Annotated in this window: 23 protein-coding genes and 1 pseudogene; 19 read left to right on the top strand and 5 right to left on the bottom strand. The window is 68.2% G+C overall.

Features of this window, described 5'->3' with window-relative positions; genetic code table 11:
• Positions 1 to 107: 107 nt before the first annotated feature.
• The 12 genes from K3U94_RS09625 (at position 108) to K3U94_RS09680 (ending at position 14,332) form a co-directional block, all read left to right on the top strand.
• Positions 108 to 1,661: a UDP-N-acetylmuramoyl-L-alanyl-D-glutamate--2,6-diaminopimelate ligase gene (locus K3U94_RS09625; RefSeq protein ID WP_220696341.1), complete on the top strand. Its 1,554-nt coding sequence runs from the start codon at positions 108 to 110 to the stop codon at positions 1,659 to 1,661.
• Positions 1,658 to 3,172, top strand: coding sequence for a UDP-N-acetylmuramoyl-tripeptide--D-alanyl-D-alanine ligase (locus tag K3U94_RS09630; protein ID WP_220696342.1), 1,515 nt, complete (start codon positions 1,658 to 1,660; stop codon positions 3,170 to 3,172). Before K3U94_RS09625 ends, K3U94_RS09630 begins: the two co-directional genes overlap by 4 nt.
• Positions 3,169 to 4,248, top strand: coding sequence for a phospho-N-acetylmuramoyl-pentapeptide-transferase (mraY, locus tag K3U94_RS09635; protein ID WP_220696343.1), 1,080 nt, complete (start codon positions 3,169 to 3,171; stop codon positions 4,246 to 4,248). Before K3U94_RS09630 ends, mraY begins: the two co-directional genes overlap by 4 nt.
• Position 4,249: 1 nt before the next feature.
• On the top strand, positions 4,250 to 5,767 hold the full coding sequence (gene murD / locus K3U94_RS09640; RefSeq protein WP_230987529.1) for a UDP-N-acetylmuramoyl-L-alanine--D-glutamate ligase: 1,518 nt from the start codon (positions 4,250 to 4,252) through the stop codon (positions 5,765 to 5,767).
• Positions 5,764 to 7,296: a putative lipid II flippase FtsW gene (gene ftsW, locus K3U94_RS09645; RefSeq protein WP_220696344.1), complete on the top strand. Its 1,533-nt coding sequence runs from the start codon at positions 5,764 to 5,766 to the stop codon at positions 7,294 to 7,296. Before murD ends, ftsW begins: the two co-directional genes overlap by 4 nt.
• 4 nt (positions 7,297 to 7,300) lie before the next feature.
• The gene (gene murG, locus K3U94_RS09650) at positions 7,301 to 8,446 is read left to right on the top strand and encodes an undecaprenyldiphospho-muramoylpentapeptide beta-N-acetylglucosaminyltransferase (RefSeq protein WP_230987530.1); all 1,146 of its coding nucleotides are present in this window, start codon (positions 7,301 to 7,303) and stop codon (positions 8,444 to 8,446) included.
• Between the two features lie 5 nt (positions 8,447 to 8,451).
• Positions 8,452 to 9,936, top strand: a complete 1,485-nt coding sequence (murC, locus tag K3U94_RS09655; RefSeq protein WP_220696346.1) for a UDP-N-acetylmuramate--L-alanine ligase — start codon at positions 8,452 to 8,454, stop codon at positions 9,934 to 9,936.
• Positions 9,933 to 10,931, top strand: a complete 999-nt coding sequence (locus K3U94_RS09660) for a cell division protein FtsQ/DivIB (protein ID WP_434084914.1) — start codon at positions 9,933 to 9,935, stop codon at positions 10,929 to 10,931. Before murC ends, K3U94_RS09660 begins: the two co-directional genes overlap by 4 nt.
• A 326-nt stretch (positions 10,932 to 11,257) precedes the next feature.
• Entirely contained in the window at positions 11,258 to 12,421 is a 1,164-nt protein-coding gene (gene ftsZ / locus K3U94_RS09665; RefSeq protein WP_220696347.1) for a cell division protein FtsZ, read from the top strand.
• An 18-nt stretch (positions 12,422 to 12,439) separates the two neighbouring features.
• Positions 12,440 to 13,147 (top strand): peptidoglycan editing factor PgeF, encoded by a 708-nt coding sequence (gene pgeF / locus K3U94_RS09670; RefSeq protein WP_220696348.1) that lies wholly within the window; start codon positions 12,440 to 12,442, stop codon positions 13,145 to 13,147.
• 155 nt (positions 13,148 to 13,302) lie between these two features.
• Positions 13,303 to 13,971 carry a cell division protein SepF gene (locus tag K3U94_RS09675; RefSeq protein ID WP_220696349.1) on the top strand — a complete coding sequence of 223 codons (669 nt, stop codon included), beginning with the start codon at positions 13,303 to 13,305 and terminating at the stop codon, positions 13,969 to 13,971.
• Between the two features lie 70 nt (positions 13,972 to 14,041).
• A complete protein-coding gene (locus tag K3U94_RS09680; RefSeq protein ID WP_019735026.1) occupies positions 14,042 to 14,332 on the top strand; it encodes a YggT family protein in 291 nt (96 codons plus the stop codon).
• Between the two features lie 7 nt (positions 14,333 to 14,339).
• Here the strand turns inward: K3U94_RS09680 and K3U94_RS09685 are convergent, their stop codons facing one another.
• Positions 14,340 to 15,134 carry a DUF2249 domain-containing protein gene (locus K3U94_RS09685; protein WP_220696350.1) on the bottom strand — a complete coding sequence of 265 codons (795 nt, stop codon included), beginning with the start codon at positions 15,132 to 15,134 and terminating at the stop codon, positions 14,340 to 14,342.
• A gap of 521 nt (positions 15,135 to 15,655) precedes the next feature.
• On the opposite strand from K3U94_RS09685, the gene wag31 reads away from it, so the two are divergent.
• Together wag31 and K3U94_RS09695 are read left to right on the top strand one after the other, a co-directional pair.
• Positions 15,656 to 16,459: a DivIVA-like cell division protein Wag31 gene (gene wag31, locus K3U94_RS09690; RefSeq protein ID WP_047321029.1), complete on the top strand. Its 804-nt coding sequence runs from the start codon at positions 15,656 to 15,658 to the stop codon at positions 16,457 to 16,459.
• A 44-nt stretch (positions 16,460 to 16,503) separates the two neighbouring features.
• The gene (locus K3U94_RS09695) at positions 16,504 to 16,839 is read left to right on the top strand and encodes a hypothetical protein (protein ID WP_220696351.1); all 336 of its coding nucleotides are present in this window, start codon (positions 16,504 to 16,506) and stop codon (positions 16,837 to 16,839) included.
• Here the strand turns inward: K3U94_RS09695 and K3U94_RS09700 are convergent.
• Entirely contained in the window at positions 16,836 to 17,549 is a 714-nt protein-coding gene (locus K3U94_RS09700; RefSeq protein ID WP_220696352.1) for a phosphoribosyltransferase, read from the bottom strand. The two genes, K3U94_RS09695 and K3U94_RS09700, sit on opposite strands and share 4 nt — an antisense overlap.
• Positions 17,550 to 17,684: 135 nt before the next feature.
• Between K3U94_RS09700 and K3U94_RS09705 the strand changes: the two genes are divergently transcribed.
• Positions 17,685 to 18,500 (top strand): SDR family NAD(P)-dependent oxidoreductase, encoded by an 816-nt coding sequence (locus K3U94_RS09705; protein WP_220696353.1) that lies wholly within the window; start codon positions 17,685 to 17,687, stop codon positions 18,498 to 18,500.
• 212 nt (positions 18,501 to 18,712) lie between these two features.
• Positions 18,713 to 19,890, top strand: a pseudogene (locus K3U94_RS09710) (IS481 family transposase).
• A 143-nt stretch (positions 19,891 to 20,033) separates the two neighbouring features.
• Here K3U94_RS09710 and K3U94_RS09715 read toward each other — a convergent pair.
• Genes K3U94_RS09715 through K3U94_RS09725 form a run of 3 tightly spaced genes read right to left on the bottom strand, consistent with a single transcriptional unit; the run spans position 20,034 to position 23,237 of the window.
• Entirely contained in the window at positions 20,034 to 20,612 is a 579-nt protein-coding gene (locus K3U94_RS09715) for a carboxymuconolactone decarboxylase family protein (RefSeq protein ID WP_005086626.1), read from the bottom strand.
• Between the two features lie 34 nt (positions 20,613 to 20,646).
• On the bottom strand, positions 20,647 to 21,747 hold the full coding sequence (locus tag K3U94_RS09720) for a zinc-dependent alcohol dehydrogenase (RefSeq protein WP_005086624.1): 1,101 nt from the start codon (positions 21,745 to 21,747) through the stop codon (positions 20,647 to 20,649).
• On the bottom strand, positions 21,744 to 23,237 hold the full coding sequence (locus tag K3U94_RS09725) for an acetyl-CoA acetyltransferase (RefSeq protein ID WP_005110545.1): 1,494 nt from the start codon (positions 23,235 to 23,237) through the stop codon (positions 21,744 to 21,746). Before K3U94_RS09725 ends, K3U94_RS09720 begins: the two co-directional genes overlap by 4 nt.
• A gap of 84 nt (positions 23,238 to 23,321) precedes the next feature.
• On the opposite strand from K3U94_RS09725, the gene K3U94_RS09730 reads away from it, so the two are divergent.
• From K3U94_RS09730 to K3U94_RS09740, 3 genes are read left to right on the top strand one after another with little or no spacing between them, the layout of a single operon-like run.
• Positions 23,322 to 23,975: a TetR/AcrR family transcriptional regulator gene (locus K3U94_RS09730; protein WP_369816234.1), complete on the top strand. Its 654-nt coding sequence runs from the start codon at positions 23,322 to 23,324 to the stop codon at positions 23,973 to 23,975.
• Between the two features lie 45 nt (positions 23,976 to 24,020).
• Positions 24,021 to 24,458 carry a PaaI family thioesterase gene (locus tag K3U94_RS09735; protein WP_005086620.1) on the top strand — a complete coding sequence of 146 codons (438 nt, stop codon included), beginning with the start codon at positions 24,021 to 24,023 and terminating at the stop codon, positions 24,456 to 24,458.
• Positions 24,458 to 25,369: an alpha/beta fold hydrolase gene (locus K3U94_RS09740; RefSeq protein ID WP_005086619.1), complete on the top strand. Its 912-nt coding sequence runs from the start codon at positions 24,458 to 24,460 to the stop codon at positions 25,367 to 25,369. Before K3U94_RS09735 ends, K3U94_RS09740 begins: the two co-directional genes overlap by 1 nt.
• The last annotated feature ends 53 nt before the right edge of the window (positions 25,370 to 25,422 follow it).

Genomic DNA, 25,422 nt, shown 5'->3' on the forward strand with positions numbered 1-25,422 from the left:
GCCACGACCCGCCGTCGGCGCAAGCCGGATCGCCTGCGCTGTGGGCACGGCCCCTCTAGGTAGTCTCAGGGCCGATCCGGACGACCCGGCCGCAGCGGATGGAGGTGATGGCGGTGCCCGGTGCTCTGCGCCCTGACGTCGGTGCAGGCACGTCACTGCGTGTGCTCGCGGCCCAGATCGGGGCGGTCGCGGTAACCGGTGAGGTGGTGCCGGAGCTGCCGATCACCGGGTTGACCCTGCGTGCCCAGGACGTGCGGCCCGGTGACCTGTTCGCGGCGTTGCCCGGTGCCACCACCCACGGCGCACGATTCGCGGCCGACGCGGTCGTCCGGGGTGCGGTCGCGGTGCTCTCCGATGGCGCCGGGGCCGCCGAGATCGCCGACGGCACACCGCTACCCGGCATACCGGTCCTGGTTCATCCGACACCCCGCACCGTGTTGGGCGAACTGGCGGCACAGGTCTACGGACATCCCTGCGACCGGGTCACCGTCATCGGCATCACCGGCACGTCGGGCAAAACCACCACCACCTATCTGGTCGAGGCGGGGTTGCGGGCCGCGGGCCGCACCGCCGGTCTGATCGGCACGGTCGGCGTCCGCATCGACGGCGTCGACCTGCCCAGCGCTTTGACCACCCCCGAGGCGCCCGCGCTGCAGGCGCTGCTGGCCGTGATGGCGCAGCGCGGGGTGGACACCGCGGTGATGGAGGTGTCCAGTCACGCCCTGACGTTGGGCCGGGTCGACGGCACCCGGTTCGCGGTGGGTGCCTTCACCAACCTGTCGCGCGATCATCTCGACTTCCACCCGACCATGGCGGACTACTTCGAGGCCAAGGCCCGGTTGTTCGATCCGGCGTCGCCGCTGCACGCCGCCCGGTCGGTGGTCTGCGTCGACGACGACGCCGGCGCGGCGATGGCGGCGCGGGCGACCGCGCCGGTCACTGTCAGCGCGACGGGCCGCCCCGCGGACTGGGGTGTGGAGCAAGTGAGCGCGGGCGGTTCTCGCGGGAGAGAGTTCCTGGCCGTCGACCCCGCCGGTGTGCACCACCCGATCGGCATCGGGCTGCCCGGCGACTACAACGTGGCCAATTGCCTTGTGGCGCTGGCCATTCTCGATGCGGTCGGAGTGTCGCCGGAGCAGGCGGCGCCCGGCCTGCGAGAGGCGCGGGTGCCGGGGCGGATGGAGTCGATCGACCGTGGTCAGGGATTCCTGGCCCTGGTCGACTACGCGCACAAGCCCGGGGCGCTGGCAGCGGTGCTGGCGACCCTGCGTCAGGAGCTGCGCGACACCACTGGGCGACTGGCCGTGGTGTTCGGCGCCGGTGGCGACCGTGACCACGGCAAGCGCGAACCGATGGGACGGATCGCCGCCCAGGCCGCCGACCTGGTGGTGGTCACCGACGACAACCCGCGCGGCGAAGACCCCGCCGACATCCGGCGCGCGGTTCTGGCCGGTGCCGCCGCGGGTAGCGCGCAGGTGGTCGAGATCGGGGACCGGCGGGCCGCGATCGCGCACGCGGTGGCATGGGCGCAGCCCGGCGATGTGGTGCTGGTCGCTGGCAAGGGACACGAGACCGGGCAGACCGCCGCCGGGCACACCCAGCCCTTCGACGACCGGGTGGAGCTGGCCCAGGCGCTGGAAGCGCGCGAGGAGCACCGATGATCGCGCTGACCGTCGCGCAGATCGCCGAGATCGTCGGCGGCCGGCTGGCCGACATCACCCCCGAGCAGGCCGAGCGCACCGTCGTCACCGGCACCGTGGAATTCGACTCCCGCCGGATCACCCCGGGCGCACTGTTCCTGGCCCTGCCCGGCGCGCGGGCCGACGGCCACGACCACGCGGCCTCCGCGGTGAATGCCGGCGCGGTGGCGGTGCTGGCGGCCCGCCCGGTCGGAGTCCCGGCCGTTGTTGTGGAACCGGTCGCATCCGACAGTCAGTCCGGTGCGCTCGAGCATGACGACGAGGCCGGATCCGGCGCCGCGGTGCTGGCCGCGCTGGCCAAACTGGCTGCGGCAGTGGCGGCCGCCCTGGTCGCCAAGGGACTGACGATCATCGGCGTGACCGGGTCGTCCGGCAAGACCTCCACCAAGGATCTGATCGCCGCGGTGCTGGCGCCGCTGGGGGAGGTGATCGCCCCGCCCGGATCGTTCAACAACGAACTGGGTCACCCGTGGACGGTGCTGCGGGCCGACGAGAACACCGATTATCTGGTCCTCGAGCTGTCGGCGCGGCATCGCGGCAACATCGCCGCGCTGGCGGCCATCGCCCCCCCGCAGATCGCGGTGGTGCTCAACGTCGGGACGGCGCACCTGGGCGAGTTCGGCTCACGGGAAGCGATCGCCGAGACCAAAGCCGAGTTGGCACAAGCCGTTCCCGAGTCCGGTGTGGTGATCCTCAACGTCGACGACTCGGCGGTGGCCGCGATGGCCGACAAGACCGTCGCCCGAGTGGTGCGGGTCAGCCGTTCAGCTCCTGCCGACGTGTGGGCCGAGCCGGTGGTGCTCGACGAGCTGGCCCGCCCGCGGTTCACCCTGCACTCCGGTGGCGAGGGAGCCGAAGTCCCTGTCTCGCTTGGGGTGTCCGGCGATCACCAGGTCGGCAACGCACTGTGCGCCGCCGCCGTCGCCTTGGAATGCGGCGCCACGCCGCAGCAGGTGGCCGACGCCCTGGCCGGCGCCGGACCGGCCTCGCAGCACCGGATGCAGGTCAGCACCCGCGCGGACGGCGTGACCGTGATCGATGACTCCTACAACGCCAACCCGGACTCCATGCGGGCGGCGCTGCAGGCGCTGGCCTGGATCTCCCGCGGTAAGAATCCGGGGGCGAAGCGCCGCAGCTGGGCGGTGCTGGGGGAGATGGCCGAGTTGGGTGAGGACGCGATATCTGAGCATGACCGCATCGGACGGCTCGCGGTGCGCTTAGATGTGTCTCGTCTCATTGTCGTCGGAGTAGGGAGATCGATGGGCGCGATGCTGCACGGCGCGGTCATGGAGGGCTCCTGGGGCACGGAAGAAAGAGGGGCCGCTGCGGTACAAGACGTCGATGCTGCCCTGGCTCTCTTACGCGCCGAACTGCGGGCGGGAGACGTGGTACTGGTCAAGGCGTCGAACTCCGCGGGACTGACCGCGCTAGCTGAGGCGCTGACCAGCGAAAACCCAGGAGATCGCCGATGATAATGATCCTCATCGCGGCCGGTGTCGCGCTGCTGGTCGCGATCCTGCTGACCCCGGTGCTGATCCGGGTGTTCACCAAGCAGGGCTTCGGGCAGGAGATCCGTGAGGACGGTCCGGCCAGCCACCAGAGCAAACGCGGTACCCCGTCGATGGGCGGTGTGGCCATCGTGGCCGGGATCTGGGCGGGCTACCTGACCGCGGAACTGGCCGGGTTGGTGTTCTACGGCACCGGACCGACGGCGTCGGGCCTGCTGGTCCTGGGGCTGGCCACCGCGCTGGGCGCGGTCGGCTTCGTCGACGACCTGATCAAGATCCGCCGCTCCCGCAACCTCGGTCTGAACAAGACCGCCAAGACCGTCGGGCAGGTAACCGCCGCGACCCTGTTCGGCCTGCTGGTGCTGTGCTTCCGCAACGGCTCCGGCCTGACCCCGGGCAGCCTGCAACTGTCCTATGTGCGCGACATCGCCACCGTCACGTTGCCCGCGGCGGTGTTCGTGCTGTTCGTCATCGTGATCGTCAGCGCCTGGTCCAACGCGGTCAACTTCACCGACGGCCTGGACGGCCTGGCCGCCGGATCCATGGCGATGGTCAGCGCCGCCTACGTGCTGATCACCGTCATGCAGCACCGCAACGCCTGCGCGATCGCACCCGGTCTGGGCTGCTACAACGTGCGCGACCCGCTGGACCTGGCGCTGATCGCCGCCGCGACCGCGGGTGCCTGCATCGGGTTCCTGTGGTGGAATGCCGCACCGGCGAAGATCTTCATGGGTGACACCGGTTCGCTGGCGCTGGGTGGAGTGATCGCCGGCATGTCGATCACCACCCGCACCGAGATCCTCGCGGTGGTGCTCGGTGGGCTCTTCGTCGCCGAGATCACCTCGGTGGTCGTGCAGATCGTGGCGTTCCGCAGTACCGGCCGGCGGGTGTTCCGGATGGCCCCGTTCCATCACCACTTCGAGTTGGCCGGCTGGGCCGAGACCACCGTGATCATCCGGTTCTGGCTGCTCACCGCCATTGCCTGCGGCTTGGGTGTCTCCATGTTCTACGGCGAGTGGTTCACCGCCGTAGGCGGCTGAGGTGACCGGGTTGGCCCCGCTGTCTCCGGGGGCGCGGGTGCTGGTCGCCGGGGCCGGGGTCACCGGGCGGGCGGTGCTGAACGCTTTGGCGCCGTTCGGGCTGGACGTGACGCTGTGCGACGACAACGCGACCGCGCTGCAAGCCCACCCCGAGGTCACCACCTGCACCCCGGCCCAGGCTGCGGCGCAGATCGGCGGCTACGCACTGGTGGTGACCAGTCCCGGATTCGGCCCGGACACACCGGTGCTGGCCGCCGCCGCAGCGGCCGGCGTGCCGATCTGGGGTGACGTGGAGCTGGCCTGGCGCCTCGACGTCGCGGGCCACTACGGGCCGCCGCGGCGCTGGCTGGTGGTGACCGGCACCAACGGCAAGACCACCACCACCTCGATGCTGCACGCCATGCTGGTCGCCGCGGGACGGCGTGCCCAGTTGTGCGGCAACATCGGCAGTCCGGTTCTGGACGTGCTGGGGGAGCCCGCCGGCGGTTCAGCGAGGCTCGACGGAGGAGAGCGGAAGCTGGGACCGCCGCATGAATCCGAACTGCTGGCCGTGGAGCTGTCCAGTTTCCAGCTGCACTGGGCCCCGTCGCTGCGCCCGGAGGCCGGCGCGGTGCTCAACATCGCCGAGGACCACCTGGACTGGCACGGCAGCATGGCCGCCTACACCGCCGACAAGGCCCGCGCGCTGGCCGGCCGGGTGGCGGTGGTCGGCATGGACGACGGGCCTGCCGCGGCGCTGCTGGGTGCGGCGCCCGCCCCGGTCAAGGTGGGCTTCCGGCTCGGCGAACCGGCGCCCGGCGAGCTCGGCGTGCTCGACGGCATGCTGATCGATCGCGCCTTCGCTGACCAGGTGGCGCTGGCCCCGGCGGCGTCGATACCGGTGCCGGGCCCGGTCGGGATCCTGGACGCGCTGGCGGCCGCCGCGCTGGCCCGCAGCGTGGACGTGCCCCCGGAGGCGATCGCGGCGGCGTTGGCCTCGTTCGAGGTCGGACGGCATCGCGCCGAACTGGTCGTCGTCGACGGCGGCATCCGCTACGTCGACGATTCCAAGGCCACCAACCCGCACGCGGCCGAGGCGTCGGTGCTGGCCCACCCGCGGGTGATCTGGGTGGCCGGCGGACTGCTCAAGGGCGCCGCGATCGAGCCGACGGTTGCCAGAATCGCCGGCCACCTGGGCGGGGCCGTGTTGATCGGCCGCGATCGCGGCGAGGTTGCCAAGGCGTTATCACGACACGCACCGGATGTCCCCGTCGTCCACGTTGTGACGGGCGAGGATAGTGATATGGGTGATACTGCTGTGTCTCCAGTTACTCATGTGAGGCGAGTAGCTGATGGGTCTGATGAGACGCTGGGCTCACGGGTGATGACAGCGGTGGTGGCCGCCGCCCGCGACCTGGCCCGGCCCGGTGACACGGTGCTGCTGGCCCCGGCGGGGGCATCCTTCGACCAGTTCTCCGGCTACGGCGCCCGCGGCGACGCGTTCGCCGCCGCTGCGCGTTCCGCGGCAGGATCGGTGTGATCGGGATCCTGGCCCGGCTGCGACGGGATGCCGGGGCCCCAGAAGCCGCTGCCGCCTCCTCCGACCAAACTGCGGACAAGCCCGCCAAGACCGAGCCGCGCACCCGGTTCGGGGCCTGGCTGGGCCGGCCGATGACGTCGTTCCACCTGATCGTGGCCGTGGCCGCGCTGCTGACCACGCTCGGCCTGATCATGGTGCTGTCCGCCTCCGGCGTGGAGTCCTACGGCACCGACGGGTCCGCCTGGCGGATCTTCGGCAAGCAGGTGCTGTGGACGGTGATCGGGCTGTTCGGTTGCTACATCGCGTTGCGGATGCCGGTTCGGTTCATGCGCCGGATGGCTTTTCCTGGCTTCGCCTTCACCATCGTGTTGCTGGTGCTGGTGCTCATCCCGGGCATCGGCACGCTGTCCAACGGATCCCGCGGCTGGTTTGTCATCGCCGGCTTTTCTATGCAACCGTCCGAGCTGGCCAAGATCGCGTTCGCCATCTGGGGCGCACACCTGCTGGCGAGCCGCCGCATGGAGCGGGCGACGCTGCGCGAGATGCTGGTCCCGCTGGTGCCGGCCGCGGTGGTGGCGCTGGCACTGATCGTCGCCCAGCCCGACCTGGGGCAGACGGTCTCGCTGGGCATCATCCTGCTGGCGCTGCTGTGGTACGCCGGTCTGCCGCTGAAGGTGTTCACCAGCTCGCTTTTCTCGGTGGTGTCGGCCGCGGCGATCCTCGCCATCTCGGAGGGCTACCGCTCCGACCGGGTGCGGTCCTGGCTGGACCCCGACGCGGACCCGCAGAACGCCGGCTATCAGGCGCGCCAGGCGAAATTCGCGCTGGCCAACGGCGGTATCTTCGGCGACGGCCTGGGCCAGGGAACCGCGAAGTGGAACTACCTGCCCAACGCGCACAATGACTTCATCTTCGCGATCATCGGCGAGGAGCTCGGCTTCATCGGCGGGTTCGGGCTGCTGGCGCTGTTCGGGCTGTTCGCCTACACCGGCATGCGGATCGCGAAGCGCTCCGCGGACCCGTTCCTGCGGCTGCTGACCGCCGCCACCACGATGTGGGTGATCGGGCAGTCGTTCATCAACGTCGGCTATGTGATCGGGCTGCTGCCCGTCACCGGAATTCAGCTACCGCTGATATCGGCGGGCGGAACCTCCACGGCGACAACGCTGTTCATGATCGGCATCATGGCCAACGCGGCCCGGCACGAACCCGAGGCGGTGGCCGCGCTGCGGGCCGGCCAGGACGACCGGATGAACCGGATCCTGCGGCTGCCGCTGCCCGAGCCGTACTCGCCGACCCGTCTTGAGGCCCTACGTGACCGGCTGCGGTCGCGTCCGCAGCCGGCGGCACGGCCGCGAACGACCGGACGCACGCCGGCCCGCTCGGGCCGGCAGCGCGCCGCCGCGCAGGCGCCGGCCCGGGCAGCGAGTCGAGGCGCCGGGCGCGCAGGGCAAAATGGAGGCGACCGGCGTCATGCCGGGGCGCGTCCGACTGGCGGACGTGTACGCGCATTGGAAGGTCAGCGATAGGGGAGTGAACGACTCGGTCATCTCATCGGACCGCGGCGCGTCGTTATCGGTAGTCCTCGCCGGCGGGGGTACTGCCGGCCATGTCGAGCCTGCGATGGCGGTCGCCGACGCGCTCCGCGCCCTGGACGCCGACGTCCGGATCACCGCGTTGGGCACCGCCCGCGGTCTGGAGACCCGGCTGGTGCCGGCCCGCGGTTACGACCTGGAGCTGATCACTCCGGTGCCGTTGCCCCGCAAGATCAACGCCGACCTCGTCCGGCTACCGCTGCGGGTGCTGCGTGCTGTGCGGGAGGCCCGGGCGGTGCTGCGTGACGTGCAGGCCGACGTGGTGATCGGTTTCGGCGGCTATGTGGCGCTGCCGGCGTATCTGGCCGCGCGCGGTCTCGGCGCGAAGCGGGTGCCGGTGGTGATCCACGAGGCCAACGCACGTGCCGGCCTGGCCAACCGGGTCGGCGCCCGGGGCGCGCAGCGGGTGCTGTCGGCAGTTCCTGACTGCGGTCTGGCCCATCCCGAGGTGGTCGGGGTGCCGGTCCGGGCGGCGATCACGACTTTGGACCGGGCCGCGCTGCGGTCGGCGGCCCGCGCCGAGTTCGGCTTCGCCGACGACGCCCGGGTGCTGCTGGTCTTCGGCGGATCGCAGGGCGCCCAATCGATCAACCGGGCCGTGGCGGGAGCAGCCAAACATCTTGCCGCCGCTGGCGTTTCGGTGCTGCACGCGCACGGACCGAAGAACACCCTGGACCTGCCGGAAGCCGAGCCGGGTGATCCGCCCTACGTCGCGGTGCCCTACCTGGACCGGATGGACCTGGCGTATGCGGCCGCGGACCTGGCGATCTGCCGTTCCGGGGCGATGACGGTTGCCGAAGTGTCGGCGGTCGGGCTGCCCGCGGTGTACGTGCCGCTGCCGATCGGCAACGGCGAACAGCGCCTCAACGCACTTCCGGTGGTCAACGCCGGAGGCGGCATCTTGGTCGACGATGCGTCGCTGACCCCGGATTTCGTGGCCGACACCGTCGCCGGGCTGCTCACCGACACCGCGCGGCTGGCCGCGATGACCAGTGCCGCGGTCCTGGCCGGGCACCCGCAGGCGGCGCGACGGGTGGCTTCCGTCGCGCTGGATGTCGCGAGCGCAGCGAGGGACGGCCGGTGAGCGGCATGAGCTCCGACCAACTGCCGCCGGAACTGAGCCGGGTACACATGGTCGGCATCGGCGGAGCGGGCATGTCCGGCATCGCCCGCATCCTGCTGGACCGCGGAGGCCTCGTCTCGGGCTCGGATGCCAAGGAGTCCCGAGGGATTCACGCGCTGCGGGCCCGGGGCGCGCAGGTCCGCATCGGTCACGACGCAACGGCCCTGGACCTGCTGCCGGGTGGGGTCACCACGGTGGTCACCACCCACGCGGCGATCCCCAAGACCAATCCCGAGCTCGTCGAGGCCCGTCGTCGTGGCATCCCGGTGGTGTTGCGGCCGGCGGTGCTGGCGAAGCTGATGGCCGGGCGCACCACGCTGATGGTCACCGGCACCCACGGCAAGACGACCACGACCTCGATGCTGGTGGTCGCATTGCAGCACTGTGGGCTGGATCCGTCGTTTGCGGTCGGCGGCGAATTGGGCTCTGCCGGTTCAGAAGCCGGCACCAACGCCCATCATGGCAGCGGTCCGCTGTTCGTCGCCGAGGCCGACGAGAGCGACGGCTCGCTGTTGGAGTACACCCCCAACGTCGCGGTGGTGACCAACATCGAGGCGGACCACCTCGACTTCTTCGGCAGCGCCGAGGCCTACACGCAGGTGTTCGACGCGTTCGTCGAGCGCATCGCGCCCGGTGGGGCAGTGGTGGTGTGCGTCGATGACCCGGGCGCCGCCGAGCTGGCCGACCGCACTGCGGCGCAGGGCATCCGGGTACTGCGCTACGGCACCGAACGCCCCGGGCGGGCGGCGCTCGACGGCGAGCTGGTCAGCTGGGAGCAGCAGGGCACCGGCGCGGTCGCCGAGATCACGCTGGCCGGAACGGGTGAGCGCAGGGCGATGCGACTGGGGGTGCCCGGACGGCACATGGCTCTCAATGCGCTCGGCGCGCTGCTGGCGGCGGTCGAGGTCGGCGCGCCGCTGGATGCGGTGCTCGACGGCCTGGCCGGGTTCGACGGGGTACGCCGCCGATTTGAGCTGGTGGGCTCGGCAGGCGGCACGGGGTCGGTGCGGGTCTTCGACGACTACGCGCACCATCCCACCGAGATCGCCGCGACGCTGACCGCGGTCCGAGCTCTGCTGGACGAGCGGGGAACCGGGCGCAGCCTGGTGGTGTTCCAACCGCATCTGTACTCGCGGACAAAGGAATTCGCCACCGAGTTCGGCCGGTCACTGGACGGCGCCGACGAGGTTTTCGTCCTGGACGTCTACGGTGCGCGCGAGCAGCCGTTGCCCGGGGTGAGCGGCGCCACTGTTGCCGAACACGTCAGCGTGCCGGTGCATTACCTGCCCGATTTCTCGGCGGTGCCCGAGGCGGTGGCCGCGGCGGCCGGCCCCGGTGACGTGATCATCACCATGGGCGCCGGCGACGTGACTGTGTTGGGCCCGGAGATCGTCACCGCGCTGCGGGCGCGGTCCGATCGGACCCCTCCCGGCCGCCCGGGCGCGCTGTGACCGTGCCGCCCGAAACCTCCGATGTGCCACCGGATGAACCGGAGGACGTCGCGGACGCCCCCGAAAGCGACGTAACGGAAGCCGCCGAGACCAGCGCTGCCGCGCCCGCACCGGAGGCCCCGGAAGGCGACGCCGCCACGGACGACCAGGACGCCGCAGCCGCCGACGAGCCCGCCGAGGAGGAGGGGCCGCGACGCCGGGCCCGCCGCGAACGCGCGGAGCGGCGCGCCGCGCAGGCGCGTGCCGAGGCCATCGAACAGGCCCGCCGGGAGGCCAAGCGGAAACTGCGCGCCGGTTCCGCCGAACCGGCCAAAGGTGTTCCCCGCGGCACCATCCGCGGCCTGAAGATGGCGCTGGCGGTCTTCCTGACGGCGGTGCTGATCGTCGGGCTCGGGCTCATCTTGTACTTCACACCGCTGATGTCGGTGCGCGAGATCGAGGTCACCGGGATCGCAGCGGTGACCCGTGAGGAAGTGCTGGATGTGGCGCGGGTGGAGCTCGGTACGCCGTTGCTGCAGATTGACACCGGCAGTGTGGCCGATCGGGTCGCGACGATCCGACGGGTGGCCAGCACTCGGGTGCAGCGCCAATATCCCTCGGTGCTGGGGATCGCGGTGGTCGAGCGGGTCCCGGTGGTCTACAAAGACTTTCCGGACGGCCCGCACCTGTTCGACCGCGACGGTGTCGATTTCGCGACGGGGGCGCCGCCGAGGATGCTGCCGTTCTTCGATGTGGAGAATCCCGGCCCGGCGGACCCGTCGTCCCTGGCCGCCCTGCAGGTGATGACCTCGTTGGCGCCCGAGGTAGCCGGGCAGATCGGCCGGGTGGCCGCCCCGTCGGTGGCGTCGATCACCTTGACGCTGGCCGACGGACGGGTGGTGGTGTGGGGCAATACCGACCGCACCGCGGAGAAGGCGCAGAAGCTGGCGGCGTTGTTGACCCAGCCCGGCCACACCTATGACGTGTCGAGCCCGGACCTGCCCACCGTCCGGTAGCGCTGTCGAACGACCCGTCGTGGCCGGCGAGTGTGAATCCGGCTGCACGACACGCGGAAATCCCGTCGCCAGGTTCACACTCGGCGAAAGGGGCAGCGGGAAGACCCCGCCCTACAGGAAAATTCGCGGGGCGTGTCTCGGCGCGTCGGCGCCGATGACGGCCGGGGCGGCCCTACTGTGGCGGTTGCGCGGAACAACTTGACATAACTCTAAGCCTTTGGTTGAGGTTGAGGGTTTGGCAGGGTTTGGTACAGGCAGATCGGGGAGTTCCGCGCCAGGCCCGGCCCCAGAGAGGACTCCAATCCCACCAGGGAGGAAGACGAACGATGACCCCACCGCACAACTATCTGGCCGTCATCAAAGTCGTGGGCATCGGTGGTGGCGGCGTCAATGCCGTCAACCGGATGATCGAGCAGGGCCTCAAGGGCGTTGAGTTCATCGCGATCAACACCGACGCGCAGGCATTGCTGATGAGCGACGCCGACGTGAAGCTCGACGTCGGCCGTGACTCCACCCGCGGCCTCGGTGCCGGCGCCGACCCCGAAGTGGGTCGTCGCGCCGCCGAGGACGCCAAGGACGAGATCGAGGAGCTGCTGCGCGGCGCCGACATGGTGTTCGTCACCGCCGGGGAGGGCGGCGGCACCGGCACCGGCGGTGCACCGGTGGTCGCGACCATCGCGCGCAAGCTCGGCGCACTGACCGTCGGCGTGGTCACCCGGCCGTTCTCCTTCGAGGGCAAGCGGCGCAGCAATCAGGCCGAGAACGGCATTGGCGCACTGCGGGAGAGCTGCGACACCCTGATCGTGATCCCCAACGACCGACTGCTGCAGATGGGCGACGCCCAGGTCTCGCTGATGGACGCGTTCCGCAGCGCCGACGAGGTGCTGCTCAACGGTGTCCAGGGCATCACCGACCTGATCACCACCCCCGGCCTGATCAACGTCGACTTCGCCGACGTCAAGGGCATCATGAGCGGCGCCGGCACCGCGCTGATGGGCATCGGATCGGCCCGTGGCGACGGCCGGGCGCTCAAGGCCGCCGAGATCGCGATCAATTCGCCGCTGCTGGAAGCCTCGATGGAAGGCGCCCAGGGCGTGCTGATGTCGGTCGCCGGAGGCAGCGACCTGGGGTTGTTCGAGATCAACGAGGCCGCATCGCTGGTTCAGGACGCCGCGCACCCCGAGGCCAACATCATCTTCGGCACCGTGATCGACGACTCCCTCGGCGACGAGGTGCGGGTGACCGTGATCGCGGCCGGCTTCGACTCGGCGGGCTCCGGCCGCAAGCCGGTGACCGGCACGGCTGGTCAGGCCCGGCACGCGATGGCGTCCGGACAGGCCGGCAAGGTCACCACGTCGCTGTTCGACCCGGTGGACGCGGTCAGTGTGCCGGCTCCCACCAACGGTGCCACGGTCAGCGTCGGCGGGCGCAATGGCGATGACGGCTGCGATGACGACGATGTGGACGTCCCGCCGTTCATGCGGCACTAGCGTTTGGGCCCCGGGTCGGTGAGTTTTCGCGTCCGGCGGGTGACGACCACCCGCTCCGGCGGCGTGTCGGCGGCTCCGTTCGACAGCTTCAACCTCGGCGACCACGTCGGCGACGACCCGGCGGCGGTGGCGACCAACCGCGCGCGGCTGGCGAAGGCCACCGGCCTTGGTCCCGACGGGCTGGTGTGGATGAACCAGGTCCACGGCGACCACGTGGTGGTCGTCGACGGGCCGCGTGACAGCCCGATCGACGCCACCGATGCTCTGGTCACCACCGTGCCCCGGCTGGCGATGGTGGTGGTGACCGCCGACTGCGTTCCGGTGCTGATGGCCGACGCCCGTGCGGGGGTGGTCGCCGCGGTCCATGCCGGCCGGGTCGGTGCGCAGCACGGTGTGGTCGCCCGCGCGCTGGAGGCAATGCTGACGGCAGGAGCGCGCGCGAGCGACGTTTCGGTTTTGCTGGGCCCGGCGGTGAGTGGGCTGCACTACGAGGTGCCCGCCGAGATGGCCGACGAGGTCGAGGCGGCTTTGCCCGGCAGTCGCACCGTCACGTCGGCCGGCACTGTCGGGCTGGACCTGCGGGCTGGAATCGCCCGTCAACTACGGGAATTGGGCGTCACCGCGATCGACGCCGACCCGCGTTGTACGGCGGCGGACCCGAAACTTTTCAGTCACCGTCGCGACGGGCTCACCGGCCGGCTTGCGTCCCTGGTGTGGCTGGAATGAGTCCGCGGTAGAGGTCGCTGGAGGGGGTGAGTGAAAACGGTGGGAGCTGTCCGCGTGTCGGTGCCGCGCCAACGCGCTCGCTGCCGTTACCGTCACCGTTATTAGTCACTTCAGTCACACCTTCATCACAGTCATCAGCCTAGAAGGGTCCAGGGATGAGCACACTCCACAAGGTCAAGGCCTACTTCGGGATGGCTCCTATGGAGGACTACGACGACGACTACTACGAGGACGGCGATGACCGCGCCGGCTCGCGTGACTACGCACCTCGGGCGGAGCGGTTCGGGGAGGATGTTTTCGACCGGGTCGGCGGCCGCTCCGAGAGCCGTTACGATGACCGCTTCGAGGACCGGGACTACGACGACGCGCCCGCCGGCTACCGGGGCGGCTACGACGACGATGTCCGCGACCCCCGCTACCGCGCGCGTGAGTTCGACCGTCCCCGTGACTTCGAGCGCCGGTTCTCCTCGCTGCGCGGCTCGACCCGCGGCGCCCTGGCGATGGAGCCGCGACGGATGGCGCAGATGTTCGACGAGAGCAGCCCACTGTCGAAGATCACCACGCTGCGGCCCAAGGACTACAGCGAAGCCCGCACCATCGGCGAGCGGTTCCGCGACGGCACCCCGGTCATCATGGACCTGGTGTCGATGGACAACGCCGACGCCAAGCGGCTGGTCGACTTCGCCGCAGGCCTGGCCTTCGCCCTGCGCGGCTCTTTCGACAAGGTCGCGACCAAGGTGTTTCTGCTGTCCCCGGCCGACGTCGACGTGTCTCCGGAGGAGCGCCGCCGCATCGCCGAGACCGGCTTCTACGCTTATCGGTAGTCTGGGAGGGCAGTCGAGCCGGTCAGCACTGCTGATGCGGGCCCACCCTCGTCAGTAAGGTCGCATTCCGTTGGCGCTGTTCTTCACGATTCTCGGTATCGCGCTATTTGTTTTCTGGCTGTTGCTGATCGCCCGAATCGTCATCGAGTTCATCCGCTCGTTCAGCCGTGACTGGCACCCGCGGGGGGCCACGGTGGTGATCCTGGAGCTGATCATGAGCATCACCGATCCGCCGGTGAAGCTGCTGCGACGCCTCATACCGCAGTTGACCATCGGGGCGGTGCGCATCGACCTCTCGATCATGGTGCTGCTGCTGATCGCGTTCGTCGGGATGGAACTGGCCCTGCAGCACGCCGCGTGACTCGGACTCAGACCCGGGTCAGGCGCAACCGCCAGGCCTCCGGTCCGCGTTCCTCGTAACCGACCGCCAGCCGGCCACCGCTGCGCTCCGCGAGCTGACGCAGCAGCGGAATCGGGTCGTGCGGCGCCACCAGCAGCATCGATCCGCCCACCGGAACCGCGTCGAAGGCACCGAACACCGTCGCATGCCTGATGGCGTGCGGAACCTCTCGTACGTCCAGTTCGGGCATCTCGTCGTCTTCCTCGCCGCAGCCGCACCCGGCGTGGCCGTCGTGTCCGTGGGCCTGTGGGGCGGGCTGGGCGGCTGGAGCGGAGCCGACTGTGGCCGCGGGAAGTTGGGCAGCCAGCTCGGCCAGCGAGACGCCGCTGTCCTGGGCGAGCGCGGGCAGCAGCAGGTCGGCGACCTTACTCAGCAGTGCCTCCACGAGTACGCGCAGCGCCTCCACGTGCGCGACGACTTGTACCCGGTCGGTTCCGTGGGCGATGCGTGCCGCCGTCTGCTCGATCAGCTGGGTGTCACCGAGCAGGCCTTCGACCAGCAGCCGGGCGCGCTCGACACCGGCCGAGGCGGGGAAGATCAACTGCACCGCGGCGCGCAATTGGGGCCGCACCGCCTGGTCGATGAACGCCTGCACTGCATGGTGGGCCTCGTCGAATGCCGGGCCGGTCGCGCCCAGCGCGGCGAATGCCGCTGCACCCAACGCAGCCTGGCGGCCGAGCAGTTCGGCGTAGCGGGATCGGATGTCATCGACGGCTGCCGAGTCCGCTGCGCTGGTCGCCATGACCACGTCATTCGTTGTCATTCCCGAGTGTCCCTCCGGTCGGTCCCGCATGGTTCGACCCCGCCATGAATATTTACGGGTCGCGATTGTGAATAATACGGCGGAGCGGGCCGGACCGGTACCCCCGCGGGCCGGGTGGGGCGCCCGGGATCGGCTGGCGACACGTTTCGCGGCGCAGCGAAATAGATCACATTTCGCTGGCTGGACACCTAAGCACTTTGCTGCCGGCGGTCGGATTGGCAGAACCGTCCGCCCGCTGTCGCCGGCGGCCGAGCCCCTGGTCCCGGGGCTTTGGCCCGGACACGGTGGTCCGGCGGCGCTGCTCACCGGCCGGGATCGCCGATCGCCCTCAGAGCGTCCGTTTGCCAAAGCGTGATTTCTGTGGCAGCAATTTGAAATTCACTCTTAATATCGTTCACATTGCCGAGCGCAGCGGCGGATGTGACAGGATGGACGGCAGTTACACACGGCGAGCGTTTTCCAGGTCGACCTAACCCGTGCCCGATCGGCGCTACCTACTACCTGACTCGAGGGGGCAGACGATGCCACTAACACCGGCCGACGTACATAATGTCGCGTTCAGCAAACCGCCGATTGGGAAGCGCGGCTACAACGAGGACGAGGTCGACGCCTTCCTTGACTTGGTGGAGACCGAGCTGACTCGTCTCATCGAGGAGAACGCCGACCTGCGTCAGCGGGTGAGCGAGCTCGACCAGGATCTGGCCGCGGCCCGTGCCGGTGGCGGCGCGCAGCCGATTCCCTCGATCCCGGTGTACGAGCCCAGCCCTGAACCGGTGGCCCCGCCGCAGCCCGTGGTGGCCCCGCCGGCGGCCGAAGTGACTTCCGAGGAGCAGCACCTCAAGGCGGCCCGCGTGCTGAGCCTGGCCCAGGACACCGCGGACCGGTTGACCAGCACGGCCCGGGCCGAGTCGGAGAAGCTGATGGCCGACGCCCGCGCCAACGCCGACCAGATCCTCAGCGAGGCGCGGCAGACCGCCGAGACGACGGTCGCCGAAGCCCGTCAGCGGGCCGACGCCATGCTGGCAGACGCCCAGACCCGTTCGGAGACCCAGCTGCGCCAGGCTCAGGAGAAGGCCGACGCGCTGCAGGCCGACGCGGAGCGCAAGCACTCCGAGATCATGGGCACGATCAACCAGCAGCGCACCGTGCTGGAAGGTCGCCTCGAACAACTGCGCACTTTCGAGCGCGAGTACCGCACCCGGCTCAAGACGTATCTGGAATCCCAGCTCGAGGAGTTGGGCCAGCGGGGCTCGGCGGCACCGGTCGACAGCAGTGCCTCCGGCGACGGCGGCGGGTTCAACCATTTCAACCGCGGCACCAACTGACCGTCGGAGTCGAGTAGTTCGCCCGTCGGACTGGAGGTGATGAGATGCTGGTCATCGCATTGGTATTGGCGGTAATCGGCCTTGCCGCGTTGGTGTTCGCCGTCGTCACCAGCAATGCGCTGGTGGCGTGGGTCTGCATCGGTGCGAGCGTGCTGGGCGTACTGCTGCTGATCGTGGACGCGTTGCGGGAGCGGCGCGCGAAAGCTCCAGCGGTCGAGGCCCCCTTGGATGCCGGGGACGCTGTCGATGAGTCCGAGGTTCCCGCCGACGATGACGACAGTGCTGACATCGAGAGCTCCGACGCGGTTGACGAGGTGGACTTCGACGCCGAGGCGACCGAAGAGCCCGCCGACGAGCCGGCCGCCCACCCGGCCGATTAGCCCGCCGCTCGGCTCGTAGTCGGTGTGGCCAGTAGGTCGCGGACTTCGTCGTCGTCGGTCTGGTGAAAATCGCGGTAGGCCTGCCCTACGGCATCGAATGCGTCGGGGGTCGTGACGCAGACGATGTCGTCGGCTTCCTGGGCGATCTTGCGGCACGCCGAGCGTGGCGCCACCGGCACGGCGACGATGATCGACGCCGGTTCGGCCGCCTGGACCGCCCGCACGGCCGCCAGCACACTCGCTCCGGTCGCGATACCGTCGTCGACCAAGATCACCACCCGGCCGCGCAGGTCGGCCGGCGGCCGGTCCCCGCGGTAGGCACGTTCGCGGCGGCGCAACTCGGTCGTCTCGCGCTCGATCACCGACTGCACCACGTCGTCGCTGATACCCAGGCTGCGAACCACTTCGTCGTTCATCACCACGTGGCCGCCGGCCAGCGCACCCATCGCCAGCTCGGGTTGCTGCGGCACACCGAGCTTGCGGACCAGGAACACGTCCAACGGCGCCCGCAGGGCGGCGGCGACCTCCCAGGCGACCGGCACGCCGCCGCGGGCCAATCCCAGCACCACCACGCCCTGGGCGCCCGCTACACCGGGCAGGTAGTCGGCTAGGTAAGCCGTCAGCAGCTCGGCCAAGGCCCGGCCGGCGTCACGGCGGTCGTGGAAGGAGCGTGGCGCCGGCTGGCGAAGGTACGCACCTGGACGAGTCATCTCCCCATCGAGCCTACGACGGTTGGGGCATGCGATGCGATGGTGAACGCGCGCATATCGGCCGAATCACCAGACAAGGCAGTCGCCTCGCTGCCACACTCGCTCCAGGGGATATGGCCTTTGCGGAGGTTATTCGTGGACGGTTTCGCCGGGAAAGTCGCTGCCGTGACCGGCGCAGGTTCGGGTATCGGACAGGCGCTCGCCATTGAACTGGCCCGCTCGGGCGCGAAGCTGGCCATCAGCGACGTGGACGCCCATGGACTCGCGCACACCGAGGAGCTTTTACGGGGAATCGGCAGCCCGGTACGTGGGGAAAGAATTGATGTGACCGAGCGCGACGCGATCGCGGCATATGCCGATTCAGTTGCAGATCACTTTGGTGCCGTTAACCAGATTTACAACATTGCTGGCATCGCGTTCCTTGGTGACATTGAAATCAGCCAGTTCAAGGATGTCGAGCGGGTGATGGACGTTGACTATTGGGGCGTCGTGAACGGCACCAAAGCATTCATTCCTCACCTCATCGCTTCCGGCGACGGCCACGTCATCAACATGTCGAGCATGTTCGGTTTGGCCGGGGTACCAGGCCAAGCGGCTTACACTTCGGCGAAATTCGCGGTTCGCGGCTTCACGGAGGCGCTGCGGCAGGAAATGCTGTTGGCACACCATCCGGTGGCGGTCACGGTGGTGCATCCCGGATACGTCAAAACTGCCGTTGCCCGCAATGCGACCACAGCAGAGGGTGTCGATAAGACGAAGGCGGTGCAGGCTTTTGACAAGATCGCGATCACGGGGCCTGAACGCGCCGCGCGCATCATCCTGAAAGCGGTACGCAAGCGCAAGGCCCGCGTATTGGTCGGACCAGACGCGAGAGTCCTCGACCTGATCGTCCGCATTGCACCGTCCAATTACCACCGGCTTCTGATGCCGCTGACGGCACGCTTTCAATAGCTGCGCACCCGATAGCTGCCGGAGTTGTGCTAACCCGGCTGGGAACAAATCTGTAACCGATGACGCGGCTCAGGTGTAACCCATGACCCGACTCATCACACTGTGTCCGAGGGGGTGTGTGGGTTCACGACATAGGTGACAGATGAGTCGGGACATGGGTGACACCTGCGGTGATGGCTGCTGAGTCGGGTCATGGGTGACAGTCATGGGTCATGTCCAAAGCGCGTGTGGCCGTCCTGGAAGTCCTCAGCGGAAACCTGTCGGTGACTGCTGCAGCCCGCACCTACGGGCTATCCCGCCAACACCTCTACCGCCTGCTGACCCGCTACCGAACCGGTGGCCTCGACGCGCTCGAACCCCGCTCCCGGCGCCCCACCAGCAACCCCCGCAGGATCCCCGATGACGTCATCGCCGCCATCGTCTTACTCCGCGAAAACTCACCGCCGAAGGCCTCGACGCCGGCCCCCTCACCCTGCAAAACCACCTGGCCCGCCAAAGCCTGCCAGTGCCCTCGACCTCCACCATCCGGCGCATCCTGCACCACCACGGCCTAATCACCCCCCAACCCCGCAAACGCCCCCGCAGCTCCTACCACCGCTTCGCCGCCGAACAACCCAACGAATGCTGGCAATCGGACTTCACCCACTGGACCCTGGCCAATGGCACCGACACCGAGATCCTCAACTGGCTCGACGATCACTCCCGCTACCTACTGGCGTGCACCGCCCACCACCGCGTCAGCGGCCCCGACGTCGTCGACACCTTCACCGCCACCAGCCTCGAATTCGGGTTGCCCGCAGCCACCTTGACCGACAACGGTTCGGTCTACACCTCCCGATTCACCGGCGGCCACAACGACTTCGAACGACTCCTCGCCGCCCTGGGCATCACCCAGAAAAACGGGCACCCCGGCCACCCCCAGACCCAAGGAAAAATCGAGCGCTTCCACCAAACCCTCAAACGCTGGCTCGCCGCACGACCCCGCCCCGCCACCCTGGCCGAACTCCAAAAACTCCTCGATGCCTTCCGCGTCATCTACAACACCGAACGCGGCCACCGCGCCCACCCGCACCACCGCACCCCCGAACAGACCTACCTCGCCCGCCCCAAAGCCACCCCCGCCAACCAACCCAGCACTGCCATCCGGCTACGCACCGACATCTTCGACCACTACGGCAAACTCACCCTCCGCCACGGCAGCCGCCTACACCACCTCGGCATCGGCCGCGCCCACGCCAGCACACCCGTACTCATCCTCGTGACCACCGACACCGTCACCGTCATCAGCAAAACCGGCCACCACGTCATCGCCAGCCACCACATCGACCCCGACCACAACTACTGGCCCAACAAACAGAAAAACCCCGGCAAAAGCCGGGGCAATCTGTAACCGATGACGCGACTCATGTGTAACCCATGACCCGACTCATCACAAATGTGTCCGAGGGGGGACTTGTCCGTCTACGACACGGGTCGTGGTCTGGCGATTGGGGCGCTGACCGCTTCGGTCAAGCACCGGTCCACCTTTTTCGCTCAATCGCGACGCCGAGGAGCTCGCCCATCGGGCGGCCAGCCGTCGGTACCGGACTCAAGCGGAATATTCAGAGATCGAAGCAGGATCGAAAAGAGCCGCCAATTGGCGATTGCTCCGACAAGTTCGACCAAAACCGCGTGATCGCTATTGAACGCCTTCTGGCACCCAGCCCAGTTTTCCTCGGAGATGACCCCGTCGCGTACCACATCATCGGTCGCTGCGAGGACCGCACGCTCGACTGGCCCGAGGCTTTCGGAATTCTGCCAGTCGCGCACCGCGAGGAGATCACGCTCAGGCACGCCGAGCAGTGTGGCGATTCGCCAATGTTGAGTCCATTCGTATTCGGAGCCAGTGATCCAGCCGATGCGCAAGATGACCAGCTCGCGTAGCCGCGCGTCAAGGGAACCGCGGAAGAGTAACGCGTCCAGCAGCCCATACAGCGCAACCGCCACACGCGGCTGATGAAGTGCCACGCGGAATACCGACAGCTCTGCCAACTCTTCGGGCAACCCACATTCGGCAGCTCGCAGCTGGGCCTGCTCACGGTCGAGCATCGGTACGCGTTCCGCCATGGTCACGGGTGGCCCTCTCTGTTGAACCTCTGCACCGCCGTTAGGGCGTGGGCAAAAAGACGTTGTGGAGCGCCCCACTTGATCGGGCACTTTCATCTGCAAGCGAAGTGAGCAGCTGTGCGAGCCCAGCGAATCCGGTTGATTCTCTGGTGATCCGGTCGAACGGCCAGCGGCCCATGGCGAGAATCTCGAGGGCTGCCCGGTAGGCGGGATACTCCACGCCGAGTGCGCCTACGACGTGTAATTCTTTATAGACCAACAAGTCTGGTTCAAACCGGGGCGCGCCGCCTCCTCCGCGGGTGCCGGCCACCACAATTGTGCCGCCGGGCCTGGCAAGGCCGACGGCATCGGCGAACGCGGAGGGTGCTTTGGCGGTGACGTCGACGACCACGTCGGCAAGCCGTCCGCCTGTCTCACGCTGAAGCGCGGTCGCTGCATCGTCCTGCGATACATCGATGGGCAGGTCGACACCGAATGATCTGGCGATGGCCAGTCGTTGTTCGTCGCGTGGGCCGACGCCGGTCATCGCGACGAACGCGGCTCCCGCCTCTTTGGCCGCCACCGCCGCACAGATTCCGCGGATGCCGGGCCCCAGGATCGCTACGACGTCCCCGGCCTTGGTGTCGGGAAGAGTCGCCCCCCATTGGATACCGGCCCCGAGAGGGTTGAACAACGTGGCGAGAACGGGGTCCATGTCTTCGGCAATCGGGAGCAGCATCGCGTCCCACGGAAGCTCCACATGGGTGGCGTATCCGCCCCATAAGCCCGCGCCGATCTCCACGTCGACGAACCCGAACATGGTGGCGATGCCGTTCACCGCGCACCGCCGGTATTCGCCGCGGCGGCACTCGGGGCAGTCTCGGCAGGACCGGAACACCTCAACGGCCACGCGCTGGCCGGCTTGTACACCCCAGCGTTGGCCGGCCGCAGCGCCGACATGTTCGACGATGCCGACGATTTCGTGCCCTGGAACGAATGAGAAGCCGGCAGGCAGGTGTCCGGTGAATTGTTCGTGATCTGTTCCGCACAGACCGCATGCTTCAACTCGCAGGATCGCACCCCGGTCGCCGACGTCGGGGATGATCATCTGGCGCCGCTGCAGACTCCGCGGTCCGGTCAGCACCATCGCCTCGGCGATCATGGAAGCTCGAATCCGGTGAACGACCCTGTGTTTCGGAGGCACACCGTTTTACCTACATACATTTCCCCGCCCATCGCCTCGGCAATCTGCGGATCGTCGCTGCGTGCGACGACTCTTCGCCCGTCGGACAGGTGCGCGATGATCGGAGTCCATCGAGGTTGCCCGTCTCGGTCGTAGACGACGGTGTATCCGTCCACTGTCGCGCAACCGGTCGCCTCGTCGACGCCTGCGACACCCAACCTCGATGAATCGATCTGAGCTTGCTCGACCGCCGTGTCGAGCAGTCGCCACCCGGTTGGTGGCGGGGTGGCCGACCACAGACCGACCGAATGCTTCGTCGAATACCACCCGAGGCCGGTGACGAGTCCGACATCGGTTGGGTCGCGTCTACACCGTCGGACCATCTCAACGATCGAGTGGCTGACGTAATTGTTTCCGGGACCGCCGTGATACGGCAGGCCTCCGGTTACTGTGAGGCCTCTGTCGTCGAGGGGGTCCAAGTCGAGAGCCTCGGCAGTCATCTCAATTGCCGACGGGAAGCAGGAGTAGAGATCGAACCACCGGATGTCGTCGATGGTCAACCGCCCCGCATTGAGAGCCTTCCGTGCCGCTACCTCGATACCCGATGAGCGACTGAGGTCCGGCCGTTCCACGGGGAAGTACACGTCGTTGCAAGTCGCTGCTGACCAGGGAAAGACCCAACGATCGCGCGCGACGCCCAATTCGTCCGCCACCTCGGCCGCCATGAGAATGAAGGCGGCAGCCATGTCGACGGACATGATGCTGTTGAGCAACTTGGGATAGGGCAAGCAGACCATGCGGTTTTCCGCGGTGACTTCGCTGAGTTCGGTGGCACTTCGTGCGCGTGGGAACCAGGCCTGTTCCGGATGGCGTGCCGCCTCGGCTGTGAACGGTGCCATCAGCGTGCCCAGCCACTCCCGTTGAGCATCGAAGTCGCGGCCGTGGCGCGCGGCGATCGCGGACTCGAAGATGGGATACACCTCGTGCGGCCAACTCAGACCCACCGACAATTCGGCTTGACTCAGCCCGGGGCGGGCGTCGCCCAGGGATTCGTCGCCGGAGCGGGGTGGGGGCGGCGAGTCGAGAAGTGCCCTGCCCTGAAGCTTGCGTGCGGAATGCCCGCTCTCCGCCCCGACGACCAGGACGACATCTGCACGGCCTTCGCGTATTTCGCCACCCAACACCTCGACGAGATACTGCGGGGTGTTTCCGCCGACGGGACAGCTGATGCGGCGGGCGGGACTGATGTGCATCGCTTCGGCGATCCTGCTGGCGGGATTGTCGCGCGGTATGACCAGGATGCCGGGAGTCGCGACGGTGTCGATGCGCCGCTCGACCGGGCGACCTGCGTCTTTGACCGCGCGGCGTGCGGCTTCTACCGCCAAGTCGATCGGGTCCACGAAGTCGTTCCCGCGATGGGTAACTTCGCCCACGCCGACGACAACCGGGGTACGCGCTTCTACCAACATCGGCATCGGCATCCGCTCAGGGCCACGGGGCTGACTTGAGACATAACTGCGATGGTGTCATGTGCGTGGGCAAGTCACAATGGTGTGCGCGCGCGGCATACTGGCTGTGTGTCGACGAGGTTGTTGAGATGGGGCGCCGCCGCGCCGACAGATCGTGGGTCCGCTCGCGACCGGTTGCTCGATGCTGCCGAGCGGTGCCTCGAGAGTTGCGGTGTGGTGGGCACGACTATGGAGGACATCGGCAGAACAGCGGGTGTGTCCAGGGCAACGGTGTATCGCTACTTCCCCAGTCGGGAGGCGGTGATGTCGGGCGTCATCATTCGCGCCGCCGAGCGCTATCTCGACCGCATCAGCCCGCGGATCGCGGCGCACGCCGACCTGGGCTCCGCGCTCGTCGACTTCGTGGAATACACGGTTGAGGCCGCGCGCCGCGAAGAGATCATCGGATTGTTGTTCGGCAGCGACGAGGAACTAGCCGGCGTGGGTCTCGCGGCGGGGACCTCGACGTCCCTCTTCGAAATCGTCACCGAATTTCTGCGTCCCATCTTCACCAGACACTGGAGTTGCGTGGAACCGGGCGTCTCCGTCGACGACGCCGCCGAGTGGGTTGTCCGCACGATACTGAGCCTGCTGACTGTTCGAGGGCCGCGGGAGCGCAGTCGTGACGGACTCCGGGCGTTTCTGTCGAGGTTTCTCCTTCCGGCGATCCTGGCGGGTGACCACGCTCGACCGATGTGACATCTATGGAGTAATGTCTCGACGGCAGATGAGGTAGGAGGGCCTGTGCAATTCACCACGTTCAACGAACAGGTCGCTGAGCAACTCAAGAGCGCAGCAGAAACCACGGGCGGGTTGGCCGGTTACCTCGGCTTCCGTCACACCGAATTCGCTGCGGGACGGCTCGTCGCGGAGATGGACGCACGCGACGACCTGAAGACGCCGTTCGGCAACCTGCATGGGGGCTGCTTATCGGCCATGGTCGACCACTGCCTCGGCGTGGTGTTTTATCCCGTGATTCCACTGGGATCTTGGGTCGCGACAACGGAGTTCAAACTGAATCTGCTTCGTCCGGTCTCCAGCGGCACCTGTGTAGCCACAGCTGAGATCATCGCGCTGGGCAGAACCAGCGGGGTGGCGCGGATCGACATCTGCAACGACGGCAGAGCGGTGTGTGCGGCCCAGGGAACCGTCACCGTCGTCGCACCGAAGACGAGCTCCTGATGTCGGCAAAGAGAACAGGCGATTCGTCGGCTCCTGTGGTCGAGCGCGTGCCCACGGCAGACGGGCTGGCGCTGGCCGTCGACCTCTACCACTGTGACGCACCGCGGGCGGTCGTGTTGCTCCTTCACGGCGGCGGTCAAAGCCGACACGCCTGGGACGTCACCGCCCAACGCCTGCACCAGCGGGGATACACGGTGGCCGCGTACGACACCAGGGGACACGGGGACAGCGACTGGGACCCCGACGGACGCTACGACATGGACCGGCTGGGGTCCGACCTATTGGCCGTGCGCTCATACGCCGATTCCGGCCGCCCCGTCGCCGCGATCGGCGCATCTCTGGGCGGGTTGACCATTCTCGGAACACACTTGCTCGCCCCGCCGGATCTATGGCAGGCCGTCGTGCTGGTTGACGTCACTCCGAGAATGGAGATGGACGGCGCCCGACGAGTCGTAGCGTTCATGTCGGCACACCCCGAAGGTTTCGACAGCCTAGAGTCGGCCGCTGACGTGATCGCCGCCTACAACCCGCACCGCCCTCGCCCCGAAAACCTCGACGGGCTCCGAAAAGTCCTCGCCCGTCGCGAAGACGGTCGCTGGTCCTGGCGATGGGATCCAGCCTTCGTGACGTCGAATTTCCAGTTCCTGCAGGGTGATCCAGACGAGGGCGCTGAGTACTTCGAGATGATGAGCGCCTTCCTTCTCGATGGTGCGCGGCAGGTGTCCGCGCCAACGCTGCTGGTCCGGGGCCTACTATCTGACATCGTCTCCGAAGAGACAGTAAGGCATTTCCTGACCGTCGTTCCGCACGCGCAAACCGTTGACGTGTCGGGCGCGGGACACATGATTGCCGGCGACAACAACGACGCATTCTCGACGGCGGTCGTCGAATTCCTCGACAGGACCATATGAACCCTGCTGTCGGTTGACTGCCCATGTAGGGCTGGCGCCTATCCTGCTCCTAT

The organism is Mycolicibacter heraklionensis (assembly GCF_019645815.1).
GTDB classification, from domain to species: domain Bacteria; phylum Actinomycetota; class Actinomycetes; order Mycobacteriales; family Mycobacteriaceae; genus Mycobacterium; species Mycobacterium heraklionense.

What these genes read in the sequence shown, in the direction of transcription:
- murC (WP_220696346.1), top strand. Translation starts at nt 8,452, where the DNA reads ATGAGCTCCGACCAACTGCCGCCGGAACTGAGCCGGGTACACATGGTC.
- K3U94_RS09630 (WP_220696342.1), top strand. Translation starts at nt 1,658, where the DNA reads ATGATCGCGCTGACCGTCGCGCAGATCGCCGAGATCGTCGGCGGCCGG.
- K3U94_RS09695 (WP_220696351.1), top strand. Translation starts at nt 16,504, where the DNA reads ATGCTGGTCATCGCATTGGTATTGGCGGTAATCGGCCTTGCCGCGTTG.
- K3U94_RS09685 (WP_220696350.1), bottom strand. Translation starts at nt 15,134, where the DNA reads ATGACAACGAATGACGTGGTCATGGCGACCAGCGCAGCGGACTCGGCA.
- ftsZ (WP_220696347.1), top strand. Translation starts at nt 11,258, where the DNA reads ATGACCCCACCGCACAACTATCTGGCCGTCATCAAAGTCGTGGGCATC.
- mraY (WP_220696343.1), top strand. Translation starts at nt 3,169, where the DNA reads ATGATAATGATCCTCATCGCGGCCGGTGTCGCGCTGCTGGTCGCGATC.
- K3U94_RS09720 (WP_005086624.1), bottom strand. Translation starts at nt 21,747, where the DNA reads ATGATCGCCGAGGCGATGGTGCTGACCGGACCGCGGAGTCTGCAGCGG.
- K3U94_RS09700 (WP_220696352.1), bottom strand. Translation starts at nt 17,549, where the DNA reads ATGACTCGTCCAGGTGCGTACCTTCGCCAGCCGGCGCCACGCTCCTTC.
- K3U94_RS09675 (WP_220696349.1), top strand. Translation starts at nt 13,303, where the DNA reads ATGAGCACACTCCACAAGGTCAAGGCCTACTTCGGGATGGCTCCTATG.
- wag31 (WP_047321029.1), top strand. Translation starts at nt 15,656, where the DNA reads ATGCCACTAACACCGGCCGACGTACATAATGTCGCGTTCAGCAAACCG.
- K3U94_RS09625 (WP_220696341.1), top strand. Translation starts at nt 108, where the DNA reads ATGGCGGTGCCCGGTGCTCTGCGCCCTGACGTCGGTGCAGGCACGTCA.
- K3U94_RS09740 (WP_005086619.1), top strand. Translation starts at nt 24,458, where the DNA reads ATGTCGGCAAAGAGAACAGGCGATTCGTCGGCTCCTGTGGTCGAGCGC.
- K3U94_RS09725 (WP_005110545.1), bottom strand. Translation starts at nt 23,237, where the DNA reads ATGTTGGTAGAAGCGCGTACCCCGGTTGTCGTCGGCGTGGGCGAAGTT.